This is a genomic window from Kitasatospora sp. NPDC001225 (assembly GCF_053597855.1).
Genome location: NZ_JBSFJC010000114.1, coordinates 1 through 19917 on the forward strand (window position 1 = coordinate 1; position 19917 = coordinate 19917).

General features: G+C 72.0%; 16 protein-coding genes, 1 rRNA gene and 2 riboswitches. Of the genes, 13 read left to right on the forward strand and 4 right to left on the reverse strand.

Annotated elements, in window-relative coordinates:
- The 12 genes from rrf to ACWDCZ_RS30185 all read left to right on the forward strand — a co-directional run.
- Nucleotides 1–87 (forward strand): 5S ribosomal RNA (gene rrf, locus ACWDCZ_RS30130); the annotation flags it as partial.
- Between the two features lie 100 nt (nucleotides 88–187).
- The gene (locus tag ACWDCZ_RS30135; RefSeq protein WP_049653270.1) at nucleotides 188–808 is read left to right on the forward strand and encodes a CDP-alcohol phosphatidyltransferase family protein; all 621 of its coding nucleotides are present in this window, start codon (nucleotides 188–190) and stop codon (nucleotides 806–808) included.
- 124 nt (nucleotides 809–932) lie between these two features.
- Complete coding sequence (locus tag ACWDCZ_RS30140) at nucleotides 933–3428, forward strand: sugar phosphate nucleotidyltransferase (protein ID WP_449817481.1); 2496 nt, start codon at nucleotides 933–935, stop codon at nucleotides 3426–3428.
- 196 nt (nucleotides 3429–3624) lie between these two features.
- Nucleotides 3625–4704, forward strand: coding sequence for a DUF881 domain-containing protein (locus ACWDCZ_RS30145; RefSeq protein WP_449817482.1), 1080 nt, complete (start codon nucleotides 3625–3627; stop codon nucleotides 4702–4704).
- The gene (locus tag ACWDCZ_RS30150) at nucleotides 4701–5033 is read left to right on the forward strand and encodes a small basic family protein (RefSeq protein WP_030062488.1); all 333 of its coding nucleotides are present in this window, start codon (nucleotides 4701–4703) and stop codon (nucleotides 5031–5033) included. Before ACWDCZ_RS30145 ends, ACWDCZ_RS30150 begins: the two co-directional genes overlap by 4 nt.
- A gap of 283 nt (nucleotides 5034–5316) precedes the next feature.
- Nucleotides 5317–6219: a DUF881 domain-containing protein gene (locus ACWDCZ_RS30155; protein ID WP_449811760.1), complete on the forward strand. Its 903-nt coding sequence runs from the start codon at nucleotides 5317–5319 to the stop codon at nucleotides 6217–6219.
- A 568-nt stretch (nucleotides 6220–6787) separates the two neighbouring features.
- Nucleotides 6788–7330: an FHA domain-containing protein gene (locus ACWDCZ_RS30160; protein ID WP_049653265.1), complete on the forward strand. Its 543-nt coding sequence runs from the start codon at nucleotides 6788–6790 to the stop codon at nucleotides 7328–7330.
- Nucleotides 7331–7509: 179 nt separating this feature from the next.
- A complete protein-coding gene (ftsR, locus tag ACWDCZ_RS30165) occupies nucleotides 7510–8205 on the forward strand; it encodes a transcriptional regulator FtsR (RefSeq protein ID WP_198959445.1) in 696 nt (231 codons plus the stop codon).
- Between the two features lie 97 nt (nucleotides 8206–8302).
- The gene (locus ACWDCZ_RS30170) at nucleotides 8303–8779 is read left to right on the forward strand and encodes a bifunctional nuclease family protein (protein WP_030303568.1); all 477 of its coding nucleotides are present in this window, start codon (nucleotides 8303–8305) and stop codon (nucleotides 8777–8779) included.
- Between the two features lie 223 nt (nucleotides 8780–9002).
- Entirely contained in the window at nucleotides 9003–9647 is a 645-nt protein-coding gene (locus tag ACWDCZ_RS30175; RefSeq protein WP_049653260.1) for a MerR family transcriptional regulator, read from the forward strand.
- Nucleotides 9648–9741: 94 nt separating this feature from the next.
- Nucleotides 9742–10464, forward strand: coding sequence for a SanA/YdcF family protein (locus tag ACWDCZ_RS30180; RefSeq protein ID WP_388046396.1), 723 nt, complete (start codon nucleotides 9742–9744; stop codon nucleotides 10462–10464).
- Between the two features lie 72 nt (nucleotides 10465–10536).
- Complete coding sequence (locus ACWDCZ_RS30185; protein ID WP_387976226.1) at nucleotides 10537–11964, forward strand: DNA polymerase IV; 1428 nt, start codon at nucleotides 10537–10539, stop codon at nucleotides 11962–11964.
- Nucleotides 11965–12105: 141 nt separating this feature from the next.
- On the opposite strand, the gene ACWDCZ_RS30190 is transcribed toward ACWDCZ_RS30185, so the two are convergent.
- Nucleotides 12106–13602 (reverse strand): MFS transporter, encoded by a 1497-nt coding sequence (locus ACWDCZ_RS30190; RefSeq protein WP_063780197.1) that lies wholly within the window; start codon nucleotides 13600–13602, stop codon nucleotides 12106–12108.
- Between the two features lie 318 nt (nucleotides 13603–13920).
- Nucleotides 13921–15195 (reverse strand): PRC and DUF2382 domain-containing protein, encoded by a 1275-nt coding sequence (locus tag ACWDCZ_RS30195; RefSeq protein WP_387976223.1) that lies wholly within the window; start codon nucleotides 15193–15195, stop codon nucleotides 13921–13923.
- Nucleotides 15196–15346: 151 nt separating this feature from the next.
- A riboswitch (glycine riboswitch) is annotated at nucleotides 15347–15450 on the forward strand.
- Nucleotide 15451: 1 nt separating this feature from the next.
- A riboswitch (glycine riboswitch) is annotated at nucleotides 15452–15584 on the forward strand.
- A 103-nt stretch (nucleotides 15585–15687) separates the two neighbouring features.
- On the opposite strand from ACWDCZ_RS30195, the gene gcvP reads away from it, so the two are divergent.
- A complete protein-coding gene (gene gcvP, locus ACWDCZ_RS30200; RefSeq protein ID WP_074004467.1) occupies nucleotides 15688–18588 on the forward strand; it encodes an aminomethyl-transferring glycine dehydrogenase in 2901 nt (966 codons plus the stop codon).
- A 118-nt stretch (nucleotides 18589–18706) separates the two neighbouring features.
- Here gcvP and ACWDCZ_RS30205 read toward each other — a convergent pair whose 3' ends face one another.
- Entirely contained in the window at nucleotides 18707–18898 is a 192-nt protein-coding gene (locus tag ACWDCZ_RS30205; RefSeq protein ID WP_049659119.1) for a DUF5999 family protein, read from the reverse strand.
- Between the two features lie 412 nt (nucleotides 18899–19310).
- Complete coding sequence (locus ACWDCZ_RS30210; protein WP_449817483.1) at nucleotides 19311–19883, reverse strand: hypothetical protein; 573 nt, start codon at nucleotides 19881–19883, stop codon at nucleotides 19311–19313.
- Nucleotides 19884–19917: the final 34 nt, after the last annotated feature.

A 19917-nucleotide genomic window follows, 5' to 3' on the forward strand; every position in this document is an offset into this window, starting at 1 on the left:
GGTTACATTCCGAACCCGGAAGCTAAGCCTTACAGCGCCGATGGTACTGCAGGGGGGACCCTGTGGGAGAGTAGGACGCCGCCGAACAATTCTTCTAGAGAAGCCCCCGCCGGGTGAACCGGTCGGGGGCTTCTCTGTTGTAGGGTCAACATGCAATTGTCGTCACACGGGACAGGAGGCCCCCCGGGTGGAGGTCCAGGAGACGCGGGTCCAGACCGATCGCGTCCTCACCATCCCCAATATGCTGAGCATGGGCCGGCTGGTCGGTGTTCCGCTCTTCCTCTGGCTCATCCTGTGGCCGGTCTTCGACGGGCCCAACAATGACGGTTGGGCACTGCTGATCCTGATGTTGAGCGGGATCAGCGACTACCTGGACGGGAAGCTCGCCCGCCGGTGGGGGCAGATCAGCCGGGTGGGGCAGCTGCTCGATCCGCTGGCCGACCGGCTGTACGTCCTGTCCACGCTGGTCGGGTTGACGTGGCGTGGGATTCTGCCGTGGTGGCTCACCGCGATCCTGTTGGCCCGTGAGGCATTCATCGCCGGCCTGCTGCCGATTCTGGCCCGGCGCGGTTACGGACCGCTCCAGACGAGTTTCCTGGGGAAGGCCGCGACCTTCAATCTGATGTACGCGTTTCCGCTTCTGCTGCTCGGCAGTGTCGACAGCTGGATCGCCCGGCCGGCCGAGGTGGTGAGCTGGGCGTTCATCTGGTGGGGGACGACCTTGTACTGGTGGGCCGCGATTCTTTACGCGGTCCAGGCGCGGCAGATCGTCCGGGGGAGCACCGCGGGCCCGGCGTCCACAGTCTGAGACGTGATCTGAGAGAAGCCCCACGCCTCCTCGGTGCGTCGGACGATACCTTCCGGGTAGAGAACCTTCTGGAACGCTTTGATGGACCTGCCGGTCCACCACCGCGAAGGAGGACGCACCCGTAATGAAAGCCGTTGTAATGGCAGGGGGCGAGGGCACCCGACTCCGCCCGATGACCTCCAGCATGCCGAAGCCGCTGCTTCCGGTCGCCAATAGGCCGATCATGGAGCACGTGCTTCGGCTGCTGAAGCGGCACGGCCTCTCCGACACCGTCGTCACCGTGCAGTTCCTGGCGTCGCTGGTCAAGAACTATTTCGGTGACGGCGAAGAGCTGGGCATGCATCTGACCTATGCCCACGAGGAGACGCCACTGGGCACTGCGGGGAGTGTCAAGAACGCCGAGGACGCGCTCAAGGACGATTCCTTTCTGGTGATCTCCGGTGACGCGTTGACCGACTTCAATCTCTCGGAATTGATCGACTTTCACCGCAGTAAGAACGCTCTGGTCACCGTCTGTCTCACGAGGGTGCCGAATCCACTGGAGTTCGGCATCACGATCACGGACGAGGAGGGGAGGGTCGAGCGGTTCCTGGAGAAGCCGACCTGGGGGCAGGTCTTCTCCGACACGGTGAACACCGGTATCTACGTGATGGAACCCGAGGTCTTCGACTACGTCGCGGCGGGCGAGTCCGTCGACTGGTCGAGTGACGTCTTCCCCCAGCTCCTGAAGGAGGGCAAGCGGGTCTACGGGTACGTCGCCGAGGGCTACTGGGAGGACGTGGGCACCCATGAGAGCTACGGCAAGGCCCAGGCGGACGTCCTGGAGGGCAAGGTCGACGTCGAGCTCGACGGGTTCGAGATCTCCCCGGGGGTCTGGGTCGCCGAGGGCGCCGAGGTGGATCCGGAGGCGGTGCTGCGCGGGCCGCTGTACATCGGGGACTACGCCAAGGTCGAGGCCGGCGTGGAGATCCGCGAGCACACCGTGCTGGGCAGCAACGTGGTCGTCAAGCGCGGCGCGTTCCTGCACAGGGCGGTGGTGCACGACAACGTGTACGTCGGGCCGCAGAGCAATCTGCGGGGCTGCGTGGTCGGCAAGAACACCGACGTGATGCGGGCCGCGCGGATCGAGGACGGCGCGGTGATCGGGGACGAGTGCCTGGTCGGCGAGGAGTCGATCATCGGAGCGAACGTCCGGGTCTACCCGTTCAAGACCATCGAGGCCGGCGCCGTCGTCAACACCTCGGTGATCTGGGAGTCGCGCGGCCAGGAGCACCTGTTCGGGGTCCGCGGCGTCTCGGGCATCCTGAACGTCGAGATCACCCCGGAGCTGGCCGTCCGGCTGGCGGGGGCGTACGCGACCACGCTGAAGAAGGGTGCCACCGTCACCATCGCGCGTGACCACTCGCGTGGTGCGCGTGCGCTCAAACGGGCGATGATCTCGGCGCTCCAGACCTCCGCGATCGACGTCCGCGACCTCGAGAACGTGCCCATGCCGGTGGCCCGGCAGCACACGGCGCGGGGGAGCGCGGGCGGGATCTTCCTGCGGACCACGCCGGGTGTGCCGGACTCGCTGGACATCCTCTTCTTCGACGAGCGCGGGGCGGACCTCTCGCAGGCCGGCCAGCGCAAGCTCGACCGCGTCTACGCGCGCCAGGAGTTCCGGCGGGCCTTCCCCGGTGAGATCGGGGACCTGACCTTCCCCTCCAGCGTCTTCGACTCCTACGCGGGAAACCTGCTGCGGACGGTGGACACGACCGGAGTCCGGGAGGCCGGGCTGAAGTTGGTCGTGGACACCGCGCACGGCAGCGCGGGCCTTGTTCTGCCGAGCATCCTGGGCCGACTCGGGGTCGAGGCGCTCACCGTCTCCAGCGGGCTGGACGAGGCGCGGCCGACCGAGGACGCGGAAACGCGGCGGGCGGGCCTGGCCAGGCTCGGTGAGCTGGTCGCCTCCTCGCGGGCGGCCTTCGGGGTGCGGTTCGACCCGGTGGGCGAGCGCGTCGCGTTCGTGGACGAGCTCGGGCGGGTGATCGACGACGACCGGGCCCTGCTGGTGCTGCTGGACCTGGTCGCCGCCGAGCGGCGCAGCGGGCAGGTGGCACTGCCGGTGACCACCACCCGGATCGCCGAGCAGGTCGCCGCGTACCACGGCACCCAGGTCATCTGGACCACGACGACGCCGGACGACCTCGCGAAGGCGGCCTCCGCCGAGGGCACGGTGTTCGGCGGGGACGGGCGCGGCGGCTTCGTGGTGCCCGAGTTCAGCGGGGTGCTGGACGGCGCCGCGGCGTTCGTCCGGCTGGTCGGCCTGGTGGCGCGGACCCAGCTCACGCTGAGCCAGATCGACGCCCGGATCCCGCAGGCGCACATCCGGCGCCGGGACATCGCGACGCCGTGGGCCGCCAAGGGCATGGTCATGCGCTCGGTGGTGGAGGCGGCCGGCAGCCGTCGGCTGGACACCACCGACGGCGTCCGGGTGGTCGAGGCGGACGGGCGCTGGACGCTGGTGCTCCCGGACCCGGCCGAGGCGGTCACCCACCTCTGGGCGGAGGGCCCCGACGACGAGGCCACCGAGGCGCTGCTGGACGAGTGGGCGGCCGTGGTCGACGGAGCGGGACGGTGACGAACCGGGACTGAGCACGGTCAGGAGCTGAGCTCGGAACCGCCTCGGACAGAGGGGCGCGCGGTATGACCCGCGCGCCCCTCTGTCCGTTTTCACATCATTCGGAATATTCCGTCACATTCCGTCATGTGTGCAGCGTGTGTGCAGCTCAGGGGCCGTGCACGGGCCCCCTCGACGACATGGGACGATGGTCTCCATGCCAGCGACGCCGACGCCGAGTGCCCCGAACGGACGGTACAACCGCCCGGACGCCTCGATGTCCTTGCTGACCAACGTGATGGACCACAGCCTGGACGAGGGCTACGCGGAGGCGGCCGCCGCGCGCGGCGGTGCCCGCGACAGCCGGATACCCGGGACCCTGCCGGGGCTGCTCACGCTCGGGGCGGGGCTGGCGCTGGTCGGCGCGGTGGTGACGGTGGGCGCGGTGAACGCGCACAAGGCCGAGCCCTCGCTGGCCAAGGAACGGGACGCGCTGATCCACCGGATCAACGACAGCAACACCTCGGCCGACCGGTTGCAGAAGCAGGTGCAGGAGCTGCGGCTCAAGGTCGACAGCACGCAGCAGCAGGCGCTCGCCTCGGGCGACGCCGATCCCGGCGGGGTGAGCGGGGCCGTGGGCCTGGGCCAGGTCACCGGGCCGGGCGTGAAGCTGGTCCTGGAGGACGCCGCGGGCACGGGCAGCGGCGGCAACGTCGACCCGAGGGCCGGGCAGGGCTTCTCCAACAGCGGCCGGCTGCGGGACCGCGACCTGCAACTGGTGGTGAACGGCCTCTGGGGATCCGGGGCCGAGGCGATCGCGATCAACGGCCAGCGGCTGACCGCGCTGTCCGCGATCCGGGCCGCGGGCGAGGCGGTGCTGGTGGACAACCGGCCGCTGGTGCCGCCGTACAACATCCAGGCGATCGGGGACGGCTCGAAGCTCCTCACCGCCTTCGAGAAGGACATGGCCGGGCAGTACCTGCGGCTGCTCCAGGAGCAGTACGGCATCAAGTCGACGCTCTCCGTGCAGAAGAACCTGACGCTGCCGGCGGCGGTGGGGGTGACGCTGCGGACCGCGCAGCCGGTGACGCCCGAGGCCTCGCCCCCGGCGACCGCGGGCGCAACGGCGCCGGCCGGAGCCGGAACCCAGGAGAGCCCCGGCGCGTCCGTCTCACCGTCGGCCTCGCCTTCCGCTTCCGCCTCGTCGACCCCGACCAGCGGTGCTTCCACCGCCAAGCGGCGTCCGCCGACCGGAACCACCAAGACCACGACAGGGACAGGAGCAGCCAGACCGTGATTGCCGTACTGGGTCTTGTGATCGGGGTGGTCGTCGGCCTCTTCGTCCAACCCGAGGTGCCGGACGCCGTCGTGCCCTACCTGCCGATCGCGGTGGTGGCGGCGCTGGACGCCGTGTTCGGCGGCGTCCGGGCGATGCTCGACGGGATCTTCAACGACAAGGTGTTCATCGTCTCGTTCCTGTCGAACGTGGTGGTCGCGGCACTGATCGTCTTCCTCGGTGACCAGCTGGGCGTCGGCTCGCAGCTGTCCACCGGCGTGGTCGTCGTCCTCGGCATCCGCATCTTCTCCAACGCGGCCGCGATCCGGCGCCATGTCTTCCGTGCCTGAGTCGGGCCGCGAGCCCGCGGCGGAGGACGGGCGGGAGGCGGCGGTGGCCGGGCCAGCCGCCGGGAAACCGGCTGGAGAGCCGGGCGGGAAAGCGGTCGAGAAGGCGGTTTCGAAGCCCGTCCGGGAGGTCGTGGACGCACCTCGGACGGACAGTGCGGCGGACGCGGACGAGGCTGCCGGGACGGCCGGGGAGACGGCCGAGGCCGTGGAGCCCGTCGTCGCCTCGGAGGAGAAGTCTGACGCTAAGGCTGAGCTTGAGGCCGGTTCGGCGCCCGAGCCGACGCTGCGGCTCACGAAGGTCACCGCGCCGGCCCCCGGGGCCGAGCCGAAGACCGGGGCGAAGCCGGAGTCCGCGCCTGCCGCTGAGCCCGAGCCCACGCCCGAGCCCGTGCCGGCCCCGGAGCCCGCGGCGGAAGCGGGGTCCGAGCCGGAACCCGAGCCCGAGCCCGTCGCGGACCGGAGCGCCGGCCGGCGGCGCCTGAAGGCGGCGCTCTGGCCGCCGCGGCTGTCGCGCGGCCAGCTGGTGGTGGCGCTGCTGCTGTTCTCGCTCGGCCTGGGGCTGGCGATCCAGGTGCGGTCGACCAACGACCACCACAGTCAGCTCCGCGGGGCCCGCCAGGAGGACCTGGTGCGGATCCTCGATGAACTGGACAGCCGTCAGCAACGTCTTCAGCAGGAGAAGGCGGAGTTGGAGCAGTCCCTGGCGAAGTTGGAGAACAGCTCCAACCAGGCCAAGGAGGCCCAGGAGCAGACCAGGAAGAAGGCGACGGAGCTCGGCGTGCTCGCCGGCACCGTCAAAGCCACTGGTCCGGGCATCGTACTCACGGTCGATGATCCCCAAGGGCAGGTGAAGGCAGATATGCTGCTGGACACCCTGCAAGAACTTCGAGCGGCGGGGGCGGAGGCGATTCAGATCAACGATGTGCGCGTGGTGGTCAACACCTACTTCACCGACCTGTCGGCCGGTGGGGTGCAGATCGACGGGAAGAAGGTCTCGCAGCCCTACCGCTTCACGGTCGTGGGGAACCCGCAGGATCTGACACCCGCGCTGAACATCCCGGGAGGTGTCGTCCGCACGCTGGAGAGCCACCAGGCGCGGGCGACGATCGCCCAGCAGCAGAAGGTGGTCGTCGACGCCCTCGTGGACCCGAAGTCGCCGCAGTACGCCAAGCCGGCTTCGAAGTGACGGGGCGCCCGGCGAACGGCCCGTCAAGGGCGGGCGGCACCCGCTGCGGGGCGCCGCCGTCACATGGGCGAGACTGGTTCGCACCAGTACGCTCCGGAGCAACAACCGCAGTACCAACCGCCGGAGTACCACTCCAGCGGGCCCGAGCCGCAACGACCGGGTCCGCAGCATGTCCGAGGTTCTCACCCTGCCCCGCGGGCGGGTCTGTCACACGCAAGGGGATTCGCCCGTGAGTTTCTTCTCGAAGTTGTTCGGTCGTAACAAGGGCCGTGACGCCGCCGCCGTCGAGGCGCCCACCGCGCGTCACCGCCGACCGGAGGACGAGCCCGCAGTGCCGGGCATGCGTCCGGCCCCCGAGGCCGCGCCGTACGCAGGTCAGCAGCTGTACCGGGACGGCGGCGCCGCCCAGTACGCGGGGAATCAGGCGGGCTACGGCGCGTCGGTTGACCCCTCCGGCGAGCCGCGCATAGGTTTCCCGTCAGGACCCTCAACCTCTGGTGGAGGGTTTGCCCCGGATCCGTACGCCGGGCACAACCCGTCGGGTGTGCCGCGCCAGGAGGCTGTGAACATGGCTGGCCCCACTCCGTGCCCCAGGTGCGGCAACCGGAACCCGGCCGCGGCCCGGTTCTGTTCCAACTGCGGCACGGCGCTGCGCGGCGGCCTGCTTCCGGAGGGGGCGGCGGAGACCACGTCGACCATCTCCATCTCCGGCCTGGAGTCGTACGACCCCACCACCACGACCGGCACCGGCGCCACGCCGGCCCTGTCGGCCGAGGTGCTGTCGGCGATCGACGCGCTGCCGCCGGGCTCGGCCCTGCTGATCGTGCAGCGCGGTCCGAACTCCGGCAGCCGGTTCCTGCTGGACTCGGACGTCACCACGGCGGGTCGCCACCCGCAGGGTGACATCTTCCTCGACGACGTCACGGTCTCGCGCCGCCACGTGGAGTTCCGCCGCACCCCGGCCGGCTTCAGCGTCGCGGACGTGGGCAGCCTCAACGGCACCTACGTGAACCGGGAGCGGATCGACGAGGTGCCGCTGAACAACGGCGACGAGGTGCAGATCGGGAAGTACCGGCTGGTGTTCTTCGCCGGCCACAACCGGGGGTACTGAAAACGACGTCGGCAGGAGCCCGAGTGAATACGAATACCCCTTCCTCTTCTCTCGGGGCGGCCACCCCAACCCCGTCCGGTCCGCAGGCGGACCGCGGCGGACGCGGGGTGGTCGCGGGCCCGCGGCAGCCGGTCCGGGCCGAGCGGCCCGTCGGCCGTCGGCGCGGCGGTGACGAGCTGCTGAGCATCGGCGCGGTGCTGGCCTTCCTGCGCGACGACTTCCCCGAGGTCACCATCTCCAAGATCCGCTTCCTGGAGGCGGAGGGACTGGTCGAGCCGCAGCGCACGCCCTCGGGGTACCGCAAGTTCAGCCCGGCCGACGTCGAGCGGCTGGCCTACGTCCTGCGCATGCAGCGGGACCACTACCTGCCGCTGCGGGTGATCCGGGAGCACCTGGACGCCATCGAGCGCGGTGAGAACCCGCCCGCGCTGCCCTCCGCCGCCGACACCCGGCCCGGGCCGCTGGAGGAGGCGGACCGGGAGCTGGTGGCCGGCGGCGAGGTGCCCTCCGGCGTCCGGCTGGGGCGCGCCGAACTGCTCGCGGCGGCTGAGGCCGGGGAGCCGGAGCTGGCCGAGTGGGAGTCCTACGGGCTGGTCGCCCCGGGCCCGGACGGCGGCTACGACGGTGAGGCGCTCCAGGTGGCCCGGCTGGTCGCGGAGCTCGGCCGGTACGGGCTGGAGCCCCGGCACCTTCGCGCCATGAAGGCCGCGGCGGACCGCGAGATCGCGCTGGTGGAACAGGTGGTGGCGCCGTTGCGCCGGCACCGGAACCCGCAGACCAGGGCGCACGCGGAGGCCACCGCGCGGGAGCTCGCGACGCTGTCCGTACGGCTGCACGCGGCCATGGTCCAGGCCGGGATGCGGACGCGCGGATAGCGCGTGCCGCCCGCGGCGCGCCCTGGCCGCACCGCGCTGACCAGCGGCATCGGCCCTGCGCTTTCATATCCGGGAGCGGAGCCATAGGGTTGCCTGTGTGAATGAGCTCGACGTCGTGGGTGTCCGAGTGGAGATGCCTTCCAACCAGCCGATCGTGCTGCTGCGGGAGGTCGGGGGAGATCGCTATCTGCCGATCTGGATCGGCCCCGGCGAGGCGACCGCGATCGCCTTCGCCCAGCAGGGCATGACGCCGGTGCGGCCGCTGACGCACGACCTCTTCAAGGACGTCCTGGAGGCGCTCGGCCAGCAGCTCACCGAGGTCCGGATCACCGACCTGCGGGAGGGCGTGTTCTACGCCGAGCTGGTGTTCGCCGGCGGGGTCGAGGTGAGCGCGCGGCCGTCCGACGCCATAGCGCTGGCGCTGCGCACCGGCACGCCGATCTACGGGAGCGAGGAGGTGCTCGCCGAGGCGGGCATCGCGATCCCGGACGAGCAGGAGGACGAGGTCGAGAAGTTCCGCGAGTTCCTCGACCAGGTGTCGCCCGAGGACTTCGGCGGCAGCGGCCCGCAGTAGCGGGGCCCGACCGTGCGGCCTTTCGGCCCATCGTTTTGCCAAAATCCGTCCATCTACCCACACTAGGGGCACGAAAAACCACTCTCCTGAGTGATGTGGTTTGTCTGGCCCGGCGTGGCGATCGTTGACGGGTCATAGGGGACTGCCTACCGTCAGGAGTGGCTGTCCGGGTGGCCGATGCCCGCAGTCGGGTTGCCCGCAGCACAAGTGGACGGAGGCAGGCATGAGCAGCACCGGCGATGACGCGGCCGTGGGAGGCCGGTGCGCCGTGCACATGCCGCGCACCGCTCGCACCGTCACGGATTTCCCCCGGGTCGGCAGGTTCCCGGCCGTACAGGCGGGCCAGCCGGCCATCGAACGGCTGGCCCCGACGTCCGACCTGCTCGGCTTCCGGGGCCCGACGGCCTGCGCGGCGGCCGGCATCACCTACCGCCAGCTGGACTACTGGGCCCGCACCGGACTGCTGGAGCCCAGCGTCCGCACCGCGTACCCGTCGACCAGCCAGCGGCTCTACAGCTTCCGCGACATCCTGCTGCTGAAGATCGTGAAGCGGCTGCTCGACGCGGGTGTCTCGCTGCAGAACATCCGGGTGGCGGTCGCCCACCTCCAGGCCGCCGACCAGGCCGACCTGGCGGGGATGACGCTGATGTGCGACGGCGCGACGGTGTACGAGTGCACGACGCCGCAGCAGGTGGTCGACCTGCTGAAGGGCGGTCAGGGGGTCTTCGGCATCGCGGTCGGAGCGGTCTGGCAGGAGCTGGAGCTCACCCTCGGGCGGCTGCACGCCGAGCGCACCGACACCGGCGAGACGATGGTCGGGCACGACCCGGCCGACGAGCTGGCCCAGCGGCGCAACCGGGCGGTCTGAGCAGGCGTTCGACGGGGCCGCGGGCCCGGACGGGGAACCGTTCGGACCCGCGGCCCCGTCGTGTTCCCCGGTTGACGTGATCGAGGGAGGGCACGTGGGAGTCGGTACCGGTATATCGGGGCTGCTGCGGCGCAGGGCCGGACTGCTGGGGGCCCGGCTGCGGCAGCGGCGGACGCAGCGCAGGGTGTTCCAGGTCGGAACGGTGCTCTGCTCGCTGGCGCTGGCGCCGAGCGCCTGGGTGTGGTTCGCCGCGGGGGACCGGGTGGGCACCGTGGAGAGCGCGCCCGCCGCGCCGGTCGCGGTGGTCTTCGGGGCCGGCCTGTACCAGGGCAAGCCCTCCCCGTACCTGGAGCACCGGCTGGTCGCGGCGGTGGACCTGTACCGGGAGGGGAAGGTGCAGGCGATCCTGGTGACCGGGGACAACGGGCGGGTCGAGTACTCCGAGCCCGACGCGATGTACGACTACCTGACCCGGAACGGCGTTCCCGAGGACCGGGTGGTGCGGGACTACGCGGGCTTCGACACCTGGGACTCCTGCACCCGGGCGCGCCGGATCTTCGGGGTGGACCACGCGGTGCTGGTCAGCCAGGACTTCCACGTCCGCCGGGCGCTGGCGCTGTGCGAGGCGGCGGGGATCCGCTCGTACGCGGTCGGGGTGCCGGAACTGCACGACGCGACCTGGCTGTACGGCGGGCTGCGGGAGGTCGCCGGGGCGGGCAAGGCGGCGGCCAACGCCTGGCTGCGGCCGGACCCGGTGTTCCTCGGGCCCCGGGAGGACGGCATTCCGAAGGCGCTGGCGGAGGCCGCGAAGCAGTAGCGACGGGGGCCGGGAGCGGGGCCTCCGGCCCGGTTCGTACGCACTGTCGGACCCGTACGCGATGATCGGCGGGTGCGATCTCTGCCGAGCATCATCCACCTCGACATGGACGCCTTCTTCGCGGCGGTGGAGCAGGCGGCCAAGCCCAGCCTGCGCGGCAAGCCGGTGGTCGTCGGCGGGCTCGGCGGGCGCGGGGTGGTCTCCACGGCCTCGTACGAGGCGCGCAGGTTCGGGGTGCACTCGGCGATGCCGATGGCGCAGGCGCGCAGGCTCTGCCCGAACGCGGCCTTCCTGGCGGGGCGGTTCGAGGCCTACCGGCAGAACAGCGAGATCGTGATGGGGCTGCTGCGGCAGCTGTCCCCGCTGGTGCAGCCGCTCAGCCTGGACGAGGCCTTCGTGGACCTGGAGGCAGGCCCGTACGGACCGGCGCTGCTGGAGGCGGACCACGAGACCGGAGAGCGGCTGGTCCTCGCGCTCGCGGAGGACCTGCGGGCGGACATCCAGCGGTCGACCGGGCTGACCGGCTCGGTCGGGGCGGCCGGGTCCAAGCTGATGGCCAAGATCGCCTCCGAGCAGGCCAAGCCGGACGGACTGGTCATGATCGAGCCCGGGCAGGAGCGGGCCGTGCTCGGCCCGATGCCGGTGCGGGCGCTGCCCGGGATCGGGCCGGCCACCGAACAGGTGCTGCGCCGGGCCGGGCTGAGCACGGTGGCCGACCTCGCGGAGGCGGGGGAGGCGGAGCTGGTGCAGCTGGTCGGGCGGGCGCACGGCGCCGGGATCTTCCAGATGTCCATAGGGCTGGACGAGCGGCCGGTGATCGCCGACCAGGACGCCAAGTCCGTGTCGGTGGAGGACACCTACGAGGTGGACCTGGCCGACCGGGAACGGGTTCTGCGCGAGGTGGAGGCCCTGGCCGGCCGGTGCGTACGGCGGCTGCGGGCGGCCGGGCGCTCGGGGCGGACGGTGGTGCTCAAGGTCCGGCGGTTCGACTTCTCGACGCTGACCCGCTCGGAGACGCTCGGCGGGCCCACCGACGACGAGGCGGTGATCACCGCGACCGCGCGCCGGCTGGCCGAGCAGGTGGAGATCACCGGCGGGGTCCGGCTGCTCGGCGTGGGCGTCGCCCAACTCGCCGACTACACCCAGGAGGACCTGTTCGCCCAGGCGCTGCGGGAGGAGGCCGCGGAGCACGCGGAGGCGGCGGCCGAGGCCGAGGAGGCCGAGGCGGAGCCGGAGGCCGTCGTGGTGCGGCGGTGGGTGCCCGGACAGGACGTCCGGCACGAGGAGTTCGGTCCGGGCTGGGTGCAGGGCAGCGGCGTCGGGAGGGTCACCGTACGGTTCGAGACGCCGTGGGACGGGCCGGGGCGGGTACGGACCTTCGCGGTGGACGACCCGGCGCTCGAACCGTCCCGGCCGCTGCCGCTGCGCCGGGACGCGGGTGCGGACGAGGGGCCGGACGGTGTGTCGGAGGGGAACGGCGGGCCGGGGGAAGGAGCCTGAAACGCGAAGCGGCCCCACCCGGTGGGGGAGTACCGGGTGGGGCCGATCACCGTGCCGGACCCCGTGCGTTCGTGATGCCCTCACGATGTACGGGGACCGGGCCCCGCGCCCTGTCCCTGAGCGCGGGGGCCGGACGCCTCGTCAGGCGTCGGTCTTGACCAGCTCGGGGCTGGAGTCCTGCTGGGCCGAGCCGCCGACGACCGTCGCGGTGGCGGCCGACTTGGTACCGCGGATCAGGAACGGGACGACGCCGGCGACGACGCAGACGACGGCCGCGGTCCAGAACGCGTGCTTGTAGGCGTCCAGGGTGGGCAGCGACAGCGGGATCTGCGGCGGCAGCTTCATGGTGTCGCCGGTCAGGATGGCGGCCATGACGGCGGTGCCGATCGCGCCACCGACCGTGCGCAGCACGGAGTTCATGCCGTTGGCGATACCGCTCTGCTCGACCGGGACGGCGCCGTTGATGTAGGCCGGCATCGCGGCGAAGGCGAGGCCGACACCGAGACCGAAGATCGCCGAGGCGGTGTAGATGTCGCCCTCGTGCCCGTGGCGCACGGCCAGGTAGGCCATCGCGATGGCGCCGAGGACGCCACCGAGGACCAGCGGCAGGCGCGGGCCGCGACGGGCGATCAGCAGGGCGCCGACCGGGGCGGCGACCATCGAGCCGATCGCGGACGGCAGCAGCAGGAGGCCGGCGTGCAGCACGCTGGCGGTGAAGCCGTAGTGGGTCAGCTTCTCCGGGGTCTGGGCGAAGTTGCTGATGACCATGAAGGAGCCGTACATGCCGAAGCCGATGAGCAGGCCGGCCACGTTGGTGAAGGCGACGGCCGGACGGGCCATCATCTTCATGTCCACCAGCGGGTGCGCGACCTTGGTCTCGATGATCCCCCAGATCAGGGCGACCACGGCGGCGACGGCGAACAGGCCGAGCGTCTTGTTGGAGGTCCAGCCCCAGTGGTTGCCCTGGCTGACCGCGACCAGCAGCGCGGAGAGCCAGCCGGCCAGGGTGAGGGCACCCAGCGGGTCGGCGCCGCCCTCCTTGTCGGTCACCGGGTCGGTCGGGACGCGGAAGGCGACCAGGGCGATCGCGATCAGGCCGAAGACCAGGCCCATCCAGAAGATCGACTTGTAGTTCCAGTGCTCCAGCAGGAGACCGGTCGCGACCAGGCCGAGGCCGGAGCCGACGCCCATCGAGGCGCTGATGGCGGCGACGCCGCCGGTCACCTTCTGCTTGGGCAGCTCGTCACGGACGATGCTGATCGCCAGCGGCAGGACGCCACCGCCGGCGCCCTGGAGGACACGGGCGACGACCAGCCAGGTGAAGGAGTGGGTGCTGACCGCCAGCGCCGAACCGGCGACCAGGCCGGCCAGCGAGATCAGCAGCATCGGCTTGCGGCCCCGGAGGTCGCCGAAGCGGCCCAGGAGGGGAGTCAGCACGGCTGCGGAGAGCAGGTTGGCGGTCATCAGCCAGGTGACGCTGGATGCGGAGACGTGCAGTTCCTTGGCCAGCGAGGGCAGGATCGGGACGACCGCGGTCTGCACCACGCTGAACGACAGCATCGCCAGGATGAGGGCCGGCAGGACCCGGGCGCTGCTCTGCTTCTCGGCCGCGGTGGTGGGCTGTGGTGCCTCACTCACGGTTGCTTCCTCCCGTACATAGTGAATGAACTGAAGTAACCATGCAGGGAGATACTTCAGAGTGTCAAATATCGAGTGGTTAAGTTTTGGCAAAGGTGAACGGTCGGGTACGTGACAAGGGCTGTGGCGGGGGTGGGCGCAGGGAGGGGCGCCTGCGGCGGGCGGGTGGGGGTGTGGCGAGGGGCGCTTTGGCAGGGGTGAACGATCGGGTACGTGACAAGGGCCGTGGTGTGGGGTGGCAGGTGTGGGGAGGGTGCCTGTGGTGGGTGTGCGAGAGGGGCCCCGGACGGTGTCCGGGGCCCCTCTTCGCGGGTGGTGTCAGACGAGCGGGCGCAGCGCGGCCGGGCGGGGTGAGTCGGTGGCGGGGGGTGAGGCGGGGGGCGGGGTCGAGCCGGCCGGGGAGGTGTTCTGGGTGGCGGTGGTGTCGTGGACCTCGACGTGCTCGCGGCGGAGCTCCTCCCGGACCACCTCCTCCGTCGTGTAGCGCTCGACGACCAGGCGGACCCGCTCGACGGGCGCGAGGTACTTGCGGACCACCGCGCGCTCCTCGCGGAGGGTGACCTCCTCGACGGCCTCGGCGATGTCCTTCTCGCTGAGCGTGGCGCGCTCGGCGTCGCTGACCGGCATCCGCTCGACCCGGACGCGCTCGTGGACCACGGGGATGCGGCGCTCGACCTGTTCGGTCGTCACGTACTTGCGCAGCTTCGCGGTGCCGAGGGTGTGCCACTCAGTGGTGACCTCCAGCCGCTCCTCGCGGCAGGTGATCTCGACCGGGCCGCTGGGGGCGGACGGGGCGCCGTCGGCGTGCGCGGCGACGACGGTCGCCGCCGGGGCGGGCGTAGACGCGGGCGCGGGGGCGGGCTGCGACTGCGGCCTCGGCTCCACGGTGGGTGCGACGGGGGCGGCCGCCGGGGTGGCGGTGGTGGCCTCGGGGGTGCTGAGCATCCGCATGTCGGCCTCCGGGGCGGTTCTGGTGCTGTCGGCGACCGTGGCGGTGACGGCGGTGGTGGGCGGGGCGGTGGCGACGGGGGCTCTGGCCGGGGCGGGCTCGGGAACGGGATCGGGGGAGCGCTCGGGGGTGTGGAAGGTGAGCGACTTCGCCGGGGCCGCCGCGGTCGTCGTGGCGGCGGCGGCCGCCGCCGTGGTGCCGAAGTCGAGGTCGGCCTGCTTGGGCCGGCTCCCGTTCTCGTGGCTCGGGCGGCCGTCCATCGGGGTGTCGAGCCCGTAGTAGCGGTACAGCTGGAGCTCCTGGGCGGGGGACAGGTGCTGGCCGACGCCGAAGTCCGGCGACTCCTTCACCAGCGACTTGTCGTACGGCACCCGGAGCTCGTCGCCGGCGAACTCGCTCGTGGTCAGCGGGACGAAGGCGTCCCGGCCGAAGATGCCGGTCCGGACCGCGGCCCACTCGGGCCGGCCGGTGGCGTCGTCCAGGTAGACCTCGTCGACCGTGCCGATCTTGTCTCCGTTGCGGTCGACGGCCTTGTGACCGATGAGGTCCCGGGGGTCGATGTCGGTCTGCACTCTTTCCTCCCGTGCGCTGAGCTTGCGGAACTCCCGCAGGAAGGCGGCCGGAGCACCCGTTCCGTCCGCCACTTCACACCAAAAGCCATGAATCGGACGGCCGCGAGCGGGGTGCGCCGGACGGGCTGCGCGCTGGACCGTCCGGGGGACGCGCGTAGACCCCGAACGACCTGACGCACCCGTGATCGGGGGGCCTCCCGCTGGTACCCTGGGCGACGACCGCAGAGCCCGCTCGGGAGAGTCTCCGACTGCGAAAGCCGCTGGTCGGAGCGCCGAAGGAGCAACTCCTCCCCGGAATCTCTCAGGCATCCGTACCGTGTGGGGTAGGTCACTCTGGAAAGCAGGGCAGGAGCGTCGGCGCGGAAGCCGGCGATCACCACCCTCACCGACGGTGCAAGCCGACGGAGCGCCCACAGCGCCCCGTGCGGGTGAAGCTCTCAGGTCCCGATGACAGAGGGGGAGGCCTGTCGGGTCCGCCCGCCCAGGTTCGTCCGCTGTCCGCAGCGGCGAGGCCGGCCGGCGTGCGTACCCCCGCCGGTCCGTGACCAGGAGGCCTCGACCACCATGAACGCCCAGCCGAACGCGGGACGCCCCACCGGCGCCTCGACCCTCACCGAGCTTGAGCTGGCCAGCCCCTTCGAGAACCGCCACATCGGCCCCGACGCCGCCGCGCAGGAGAAGATGCTGGCGTCCGTCGGCTACGGCTCGCTGGACGAGCTCGCCGCCACCGCGGTGCCCGAGGCGATCCGCTCCATCACCGCCCTGGACCTGCCCGCGGGCCGGACCGAGGCCCAGGTCCTCGCCGAGCTGCGCGAGCTGGCCGGCCGCAACCAGGTGCTCCAGCCGATGATCGGCCTGGGCTACTACGGCACCTTCACCCCGCCGGTGATCCTGCGCAACGTCATGGAGAACCCGGCCTGGTACACCGCCTACACCCCGTACCAGCCGGAGATCTCGCAGGGCCGCCTGGAGGCGCTGCTCAACTTCCAGACCCTGGTCTCCGACCTGACCGGCCTGCCGACCTCCGGCTCCTCGCTGCTGGACGAGGGCACCGCGGCCGCCGAGGCGATGGCGCTGGCCCGCCGCGTCACCAAGGTCAAGGGCGGCGTCTTCCTGGTCGACGCCGAGACCCTGCCGCAGACCGTCGCGGTGATCAACACCCGTGCCGTGCCGACCGGTGTCGAGGTCGTCGTCGCCGACCTGTCCGAGGGCATCCCGGCCGAGATCGTCGAGCGCGGCGTCTTCGGCGTGCTGCTCCAGTACCCGGGCGCCACCGGTGTGGTCCGCGACCTCACCGCGGTGATCGAGCAGGCGCACGGCCTGGGCGCGATCGTCGCCGTCGCCGCCGACCTGCTCGCGCTGACCCTGCTCAAGTCCCCGGGTTCGCTGGGCGCCGACATCGCCTGCGGCACCTCGCAGCGCTTCGGCGTGCCGATGGGCTTCGGCGGTCCGCACGCCGGCTACCTGTCGGTGCGCGCCGAGTTCGCCCGCTCGCTGCCCGGCCGCCTGGTCGGCGTCTCCGTCGACGTCGACGGCAACCGCGCCTACCGCCTGGCGCTGCAGACCCGCGAGCAGCACATCCGCCGCGAGAAGGCCACCAGCAACATCTGCACCGCCCAGGTGCTGCTCGCCGTGATGGCCTCGATGTACGCCGTCTACCACGGCCCCGACGGCCTGGCCGACATCGCCCGCCGCACCCACCGCTACGCCGCGGCCCTCGCCGAGGGCCTGCGGGCCGGCGGCGTCGAGCTGCTGCACGGCGAGTTCTTCGACACCGTCACCGCCGTCGTCCCGGGCCGCGCCGCGGAGATCGCCGCCGCCGCCCGCGCCAACGGCATCAACGTCCACCAGGACGGCGCGGACCGGATCTCCGTCTCCACCGACGAGACCACCACCCGCGAGCACCTGGCCGGCGTCTGGGCCGCGTTCGGCGTCCCCGCCGTCGAGGTCGCCGAGGCCGCCGACGCGCTGCCCGCCGCGCTGCTGCGCGAGGACGAGTACCTGACCCACCCGGTCTTCCACAGCCACCGCTCGGAGACCGCCATGCTGCGCTACCTGCGCCGCCTGTCGGACCGGGACTACGCGCTGGACCGCGGCATGATCCCGCTGGGCTCCTGCACCATGAAGCTCAACGCGACCACCGAGATGGAGGCGGTGACCTGGCCGGAGTTCGGCCAGCTGCACCCCTTCGCGCCGATCGACCAGGCCCAGGGCTTCCTGACCCTGATCCGCCAGCTGGAGCAGCAGCTGGTCGAGGTGACCGGCTACGACGCCGTGTCGATCCAGCCGAACGCGGGCTCGCAGGGCGAGCTGGCCGGTCTGCTGGCCGTGCGCGCCTACCACCACGCCAACGGCGACACCCAGCGCGACGTCTGCCTGATCCCGTCCTCGGCGCACGGCACCAACGCGGCCTCCGCGGTGATGGCCGGCATGCGCGTGGTCGTGGTGAAGACCCTGGTCGACGGCGACGTGGACGTCGAGGACCTGAAGGCCAAGATCGAGCAGCACCGCGACAACCTCGCCGTGCTGATGGTCACCTACCCGTCCACCCACGGCGTGTACGAGACCCAGATCACCGACATCTGCGCCCTGGTGCACGAGGCCGGCGGCCAGGTGTACGTGGACGGCGCCAACCTGAACGCCCTGGTCGGCCTGGCCAAGCCGGGCAAGTTCGGCGCGGACGTCTCGCACCTGAACCTGCACAAGACCTTCTGCATCCCGCACGGCGGTGGCGGCCCGGGCGTCGGCCCGGTCGCGGTGCGCGCCCACCTGGCGCCGTACCTGCCGAACCACCCGCTGCAGCCGGAGGCCGGCCCGGCCACCGGCGTGGGCCCGATCTCGGCCGCGCCGTGGGGCTCGGCGGCCATCCTGCCGATCTCCTGGGCGTACGTCCGGCTGATGGGCGGCGAGGGCCTCAAGCACGCGACCCAGGTCGCGGTGCTGAACGCCAACTACATCGCCAAGCGCCTGGCGCCGCACTTCCCGGTGCTCTACACCGGTCCGGGCGGGCTGGTCGCGCACGAGTGCATCATCGACCTGCGCCCGCTGACCAAGGAGACGGGCGTGACGGTGGACGACATCGCCAAGCGCCTGATCGACTACGGCTTCCACGCGCCGACGATGTCCTTCCCGGTGGCCGGCACGCTGATGATCGAGCCGACCGAGTCCGAGGACCTGCACGAGATCGACCGCTTCTGCGACGCGATGATCACCATCCGGGCCGAGGTCGACAAGGTCGGCTCGGGCGAGTGGGCGGCCGACGACAACCCGCTGCGCAACGCCCCGCACACCGCCGCCACGCTGGCCGGCGACTGGGCGCACGGCTACTCGCGGCAGGAGGCGGTCTTCCCGGCGGGCGTGAACCCGGCGGACAAGTACTGGCCGCCGGTGAGCCGGATCGACGGCGCGTACGGCGACCGCAACCTGGTCTGCTCCTGCCCGCCGCTGGACGAGTACGGCGTCTGACCCGACCGGGCCCAGGTGGTCCGGGTCGGACGGCAGGGCCCCGGCGGAGAACTCCGCCGGGGCCCTGCCCGTCTGCGCTGGTCGGCGGCTGCCCCCGCCGTACGGTCGGACCGGGTGGTCAGGCCGCGTGGGCGACGGGGCGGCGCGGGGCGATCACCCGGCCGTCGGGCAGCAGTTCGCCGGTGTCCTCGAACAGGACGACGCCGTTGCAGAGCAGGCTCCAGCCCTGCTCCGGGTGACGGGCCACCGATACGGCCGCCTCGCGGTCCTCGGACTCGGCCGTCGGGCACTCAGGACGGTGCTGGCACATGCGTACCCTCGCTTCGCTCTGCGATCCTCCCCGTGGTGCGGTCGCCGGAGGTGGTGCCGTCCGGGGCCGCCGCGGTGGTCGGATCCTGTCCGCGCGCCGGCCAAGTGTGGGCCGGCGCCCAAGTGGGTAGGACAGGGGGTCCTTCCACGCTGGTTCCCAGTGTCGGCATCCCGGGAGCCGCGCGCAGGGATTTCGTGACATGCGCCACAACTCCCGGGTAGAGATCACCCGTTCAGGTGGGGCCGACGGGAAAAGGCGCACCGGTGGGTCAGTCGGGACATGGCCCGTTGGGGCCATGCCGAATGGCCCGGACGGGTGGTCACCGTTCGGGTGAGGGTTTGGGAGCGGGCGCGCGGGCGCGGTCGAGGGCCGCCGGGCGGGTGGGCCCGGCGGCCCGTGGGGCGTCGGCGGGTCAGGAGGTGCCGAGCAGCAGCGGTCCGGCGAGCGGGGCGCGGGCGAGCAGCGGCAGCAGTTCGGCGGCGGGCCGGGCGCGGTGCGCGGCGACGCCGAGCGGGGCCGGGGCCAGGGGGATCAGGAGGTCGCCGTCCGGGTCGGCGTCGGGGTTGTGCAGCCAGAGCGCCGTGGCGTACTGGCCGGGGAAGGTCAGCAGTCGGGGCTGCCGGCGGGTCCGGGAGCCCTGGGTGAGCTGCCAGGCCTCGCGCAGCGCCCGGACCGTCGAGTCGAGGTAGGGGCCGGCGGTGAAGTGGGAGAAGCTGTGGCCCTCGGCGCTCTGCACCACCTCGGCGGCGGCGGCCACCTCGGCGCCGTCCTTGATCAGGAAGCGCCAGCCGGTGCGGCGGGCGGCCGGCAGCTCCGGGCGCGGGCCGTTCAGGACGTGCACCGCGAGCGGGTGGGCGGGGAGCAGTGGGCCGGTCGGATGGCGCAGTGCTGCGGCGGCGGGCTGGCGCAGCGCGGTCTCCGAGTCGAGCGCGCCCAGGACGGCGCGCAGGGCGCTCGGCGGGGGCTGGGGGGTTTGCAGAGTCATGGCGGGGTCCGCCTCTCCAAGCGAGATCGGCGTG

What these genes read in the sequence shown, in the direction of transcription:
- ACWDCZ_RS30205 (WP_049659119.1), bottom strand. Translation starts at nt 18,898, where the DNA reads ATGTGCCAGCACCGTCCTGAGTGCCCGACGGCCGAGTCCGAGGACCGC.
- ACWDCZ_RS30160 (WP_049653265.1), top strand. Translation starts at nt 6,788, where the DNA reads ATGGCTGGCCCCACTCCGTGCCCCAGGTGCGGCAACCGGAACCCGGCC.
- ACWDCZ_RS30175 (WP_049653260.1), top strand. Translation starts at nt 9,003, where the DNA reads ATGAGCAGCACCGGCGATGACGCGGCCGTGGGAGGCCGGTGCGCCGTG.
- ACWDCZ_RS30140 (WP_449817481.1), top strand. Translation starts at nt 933, where the DNA reads ATGAAAGCCGTTGTAATGGCAGGGGGCGAGGGCACCCGACTCCGCCCG.
- ACWDCZ_RS30145 (WP_449817482.1), top strand. Translation starts at nt 3,625, where the DNA reads ATGCCAGCGACGCCGACGCCGAGTGCCCCGAACGGACGGTACAACCGC.
- ACWDCZ_RS30210 (WP_449817483.1), bottom strand. Translation starts at nt 19,883, where the DNA reads ATGACTCTGCAAACCCCCCAGCCCCCGCCGAGCGCCCTGCGCGCCGTC.
- gcvP (WP_074004467.1), top strand. Translation starts at nt 15,688, where the DNA reads ATGAACGCCCAGCCGAACGCGGGACGCCCCACCGGCGCCTCGACCCTC.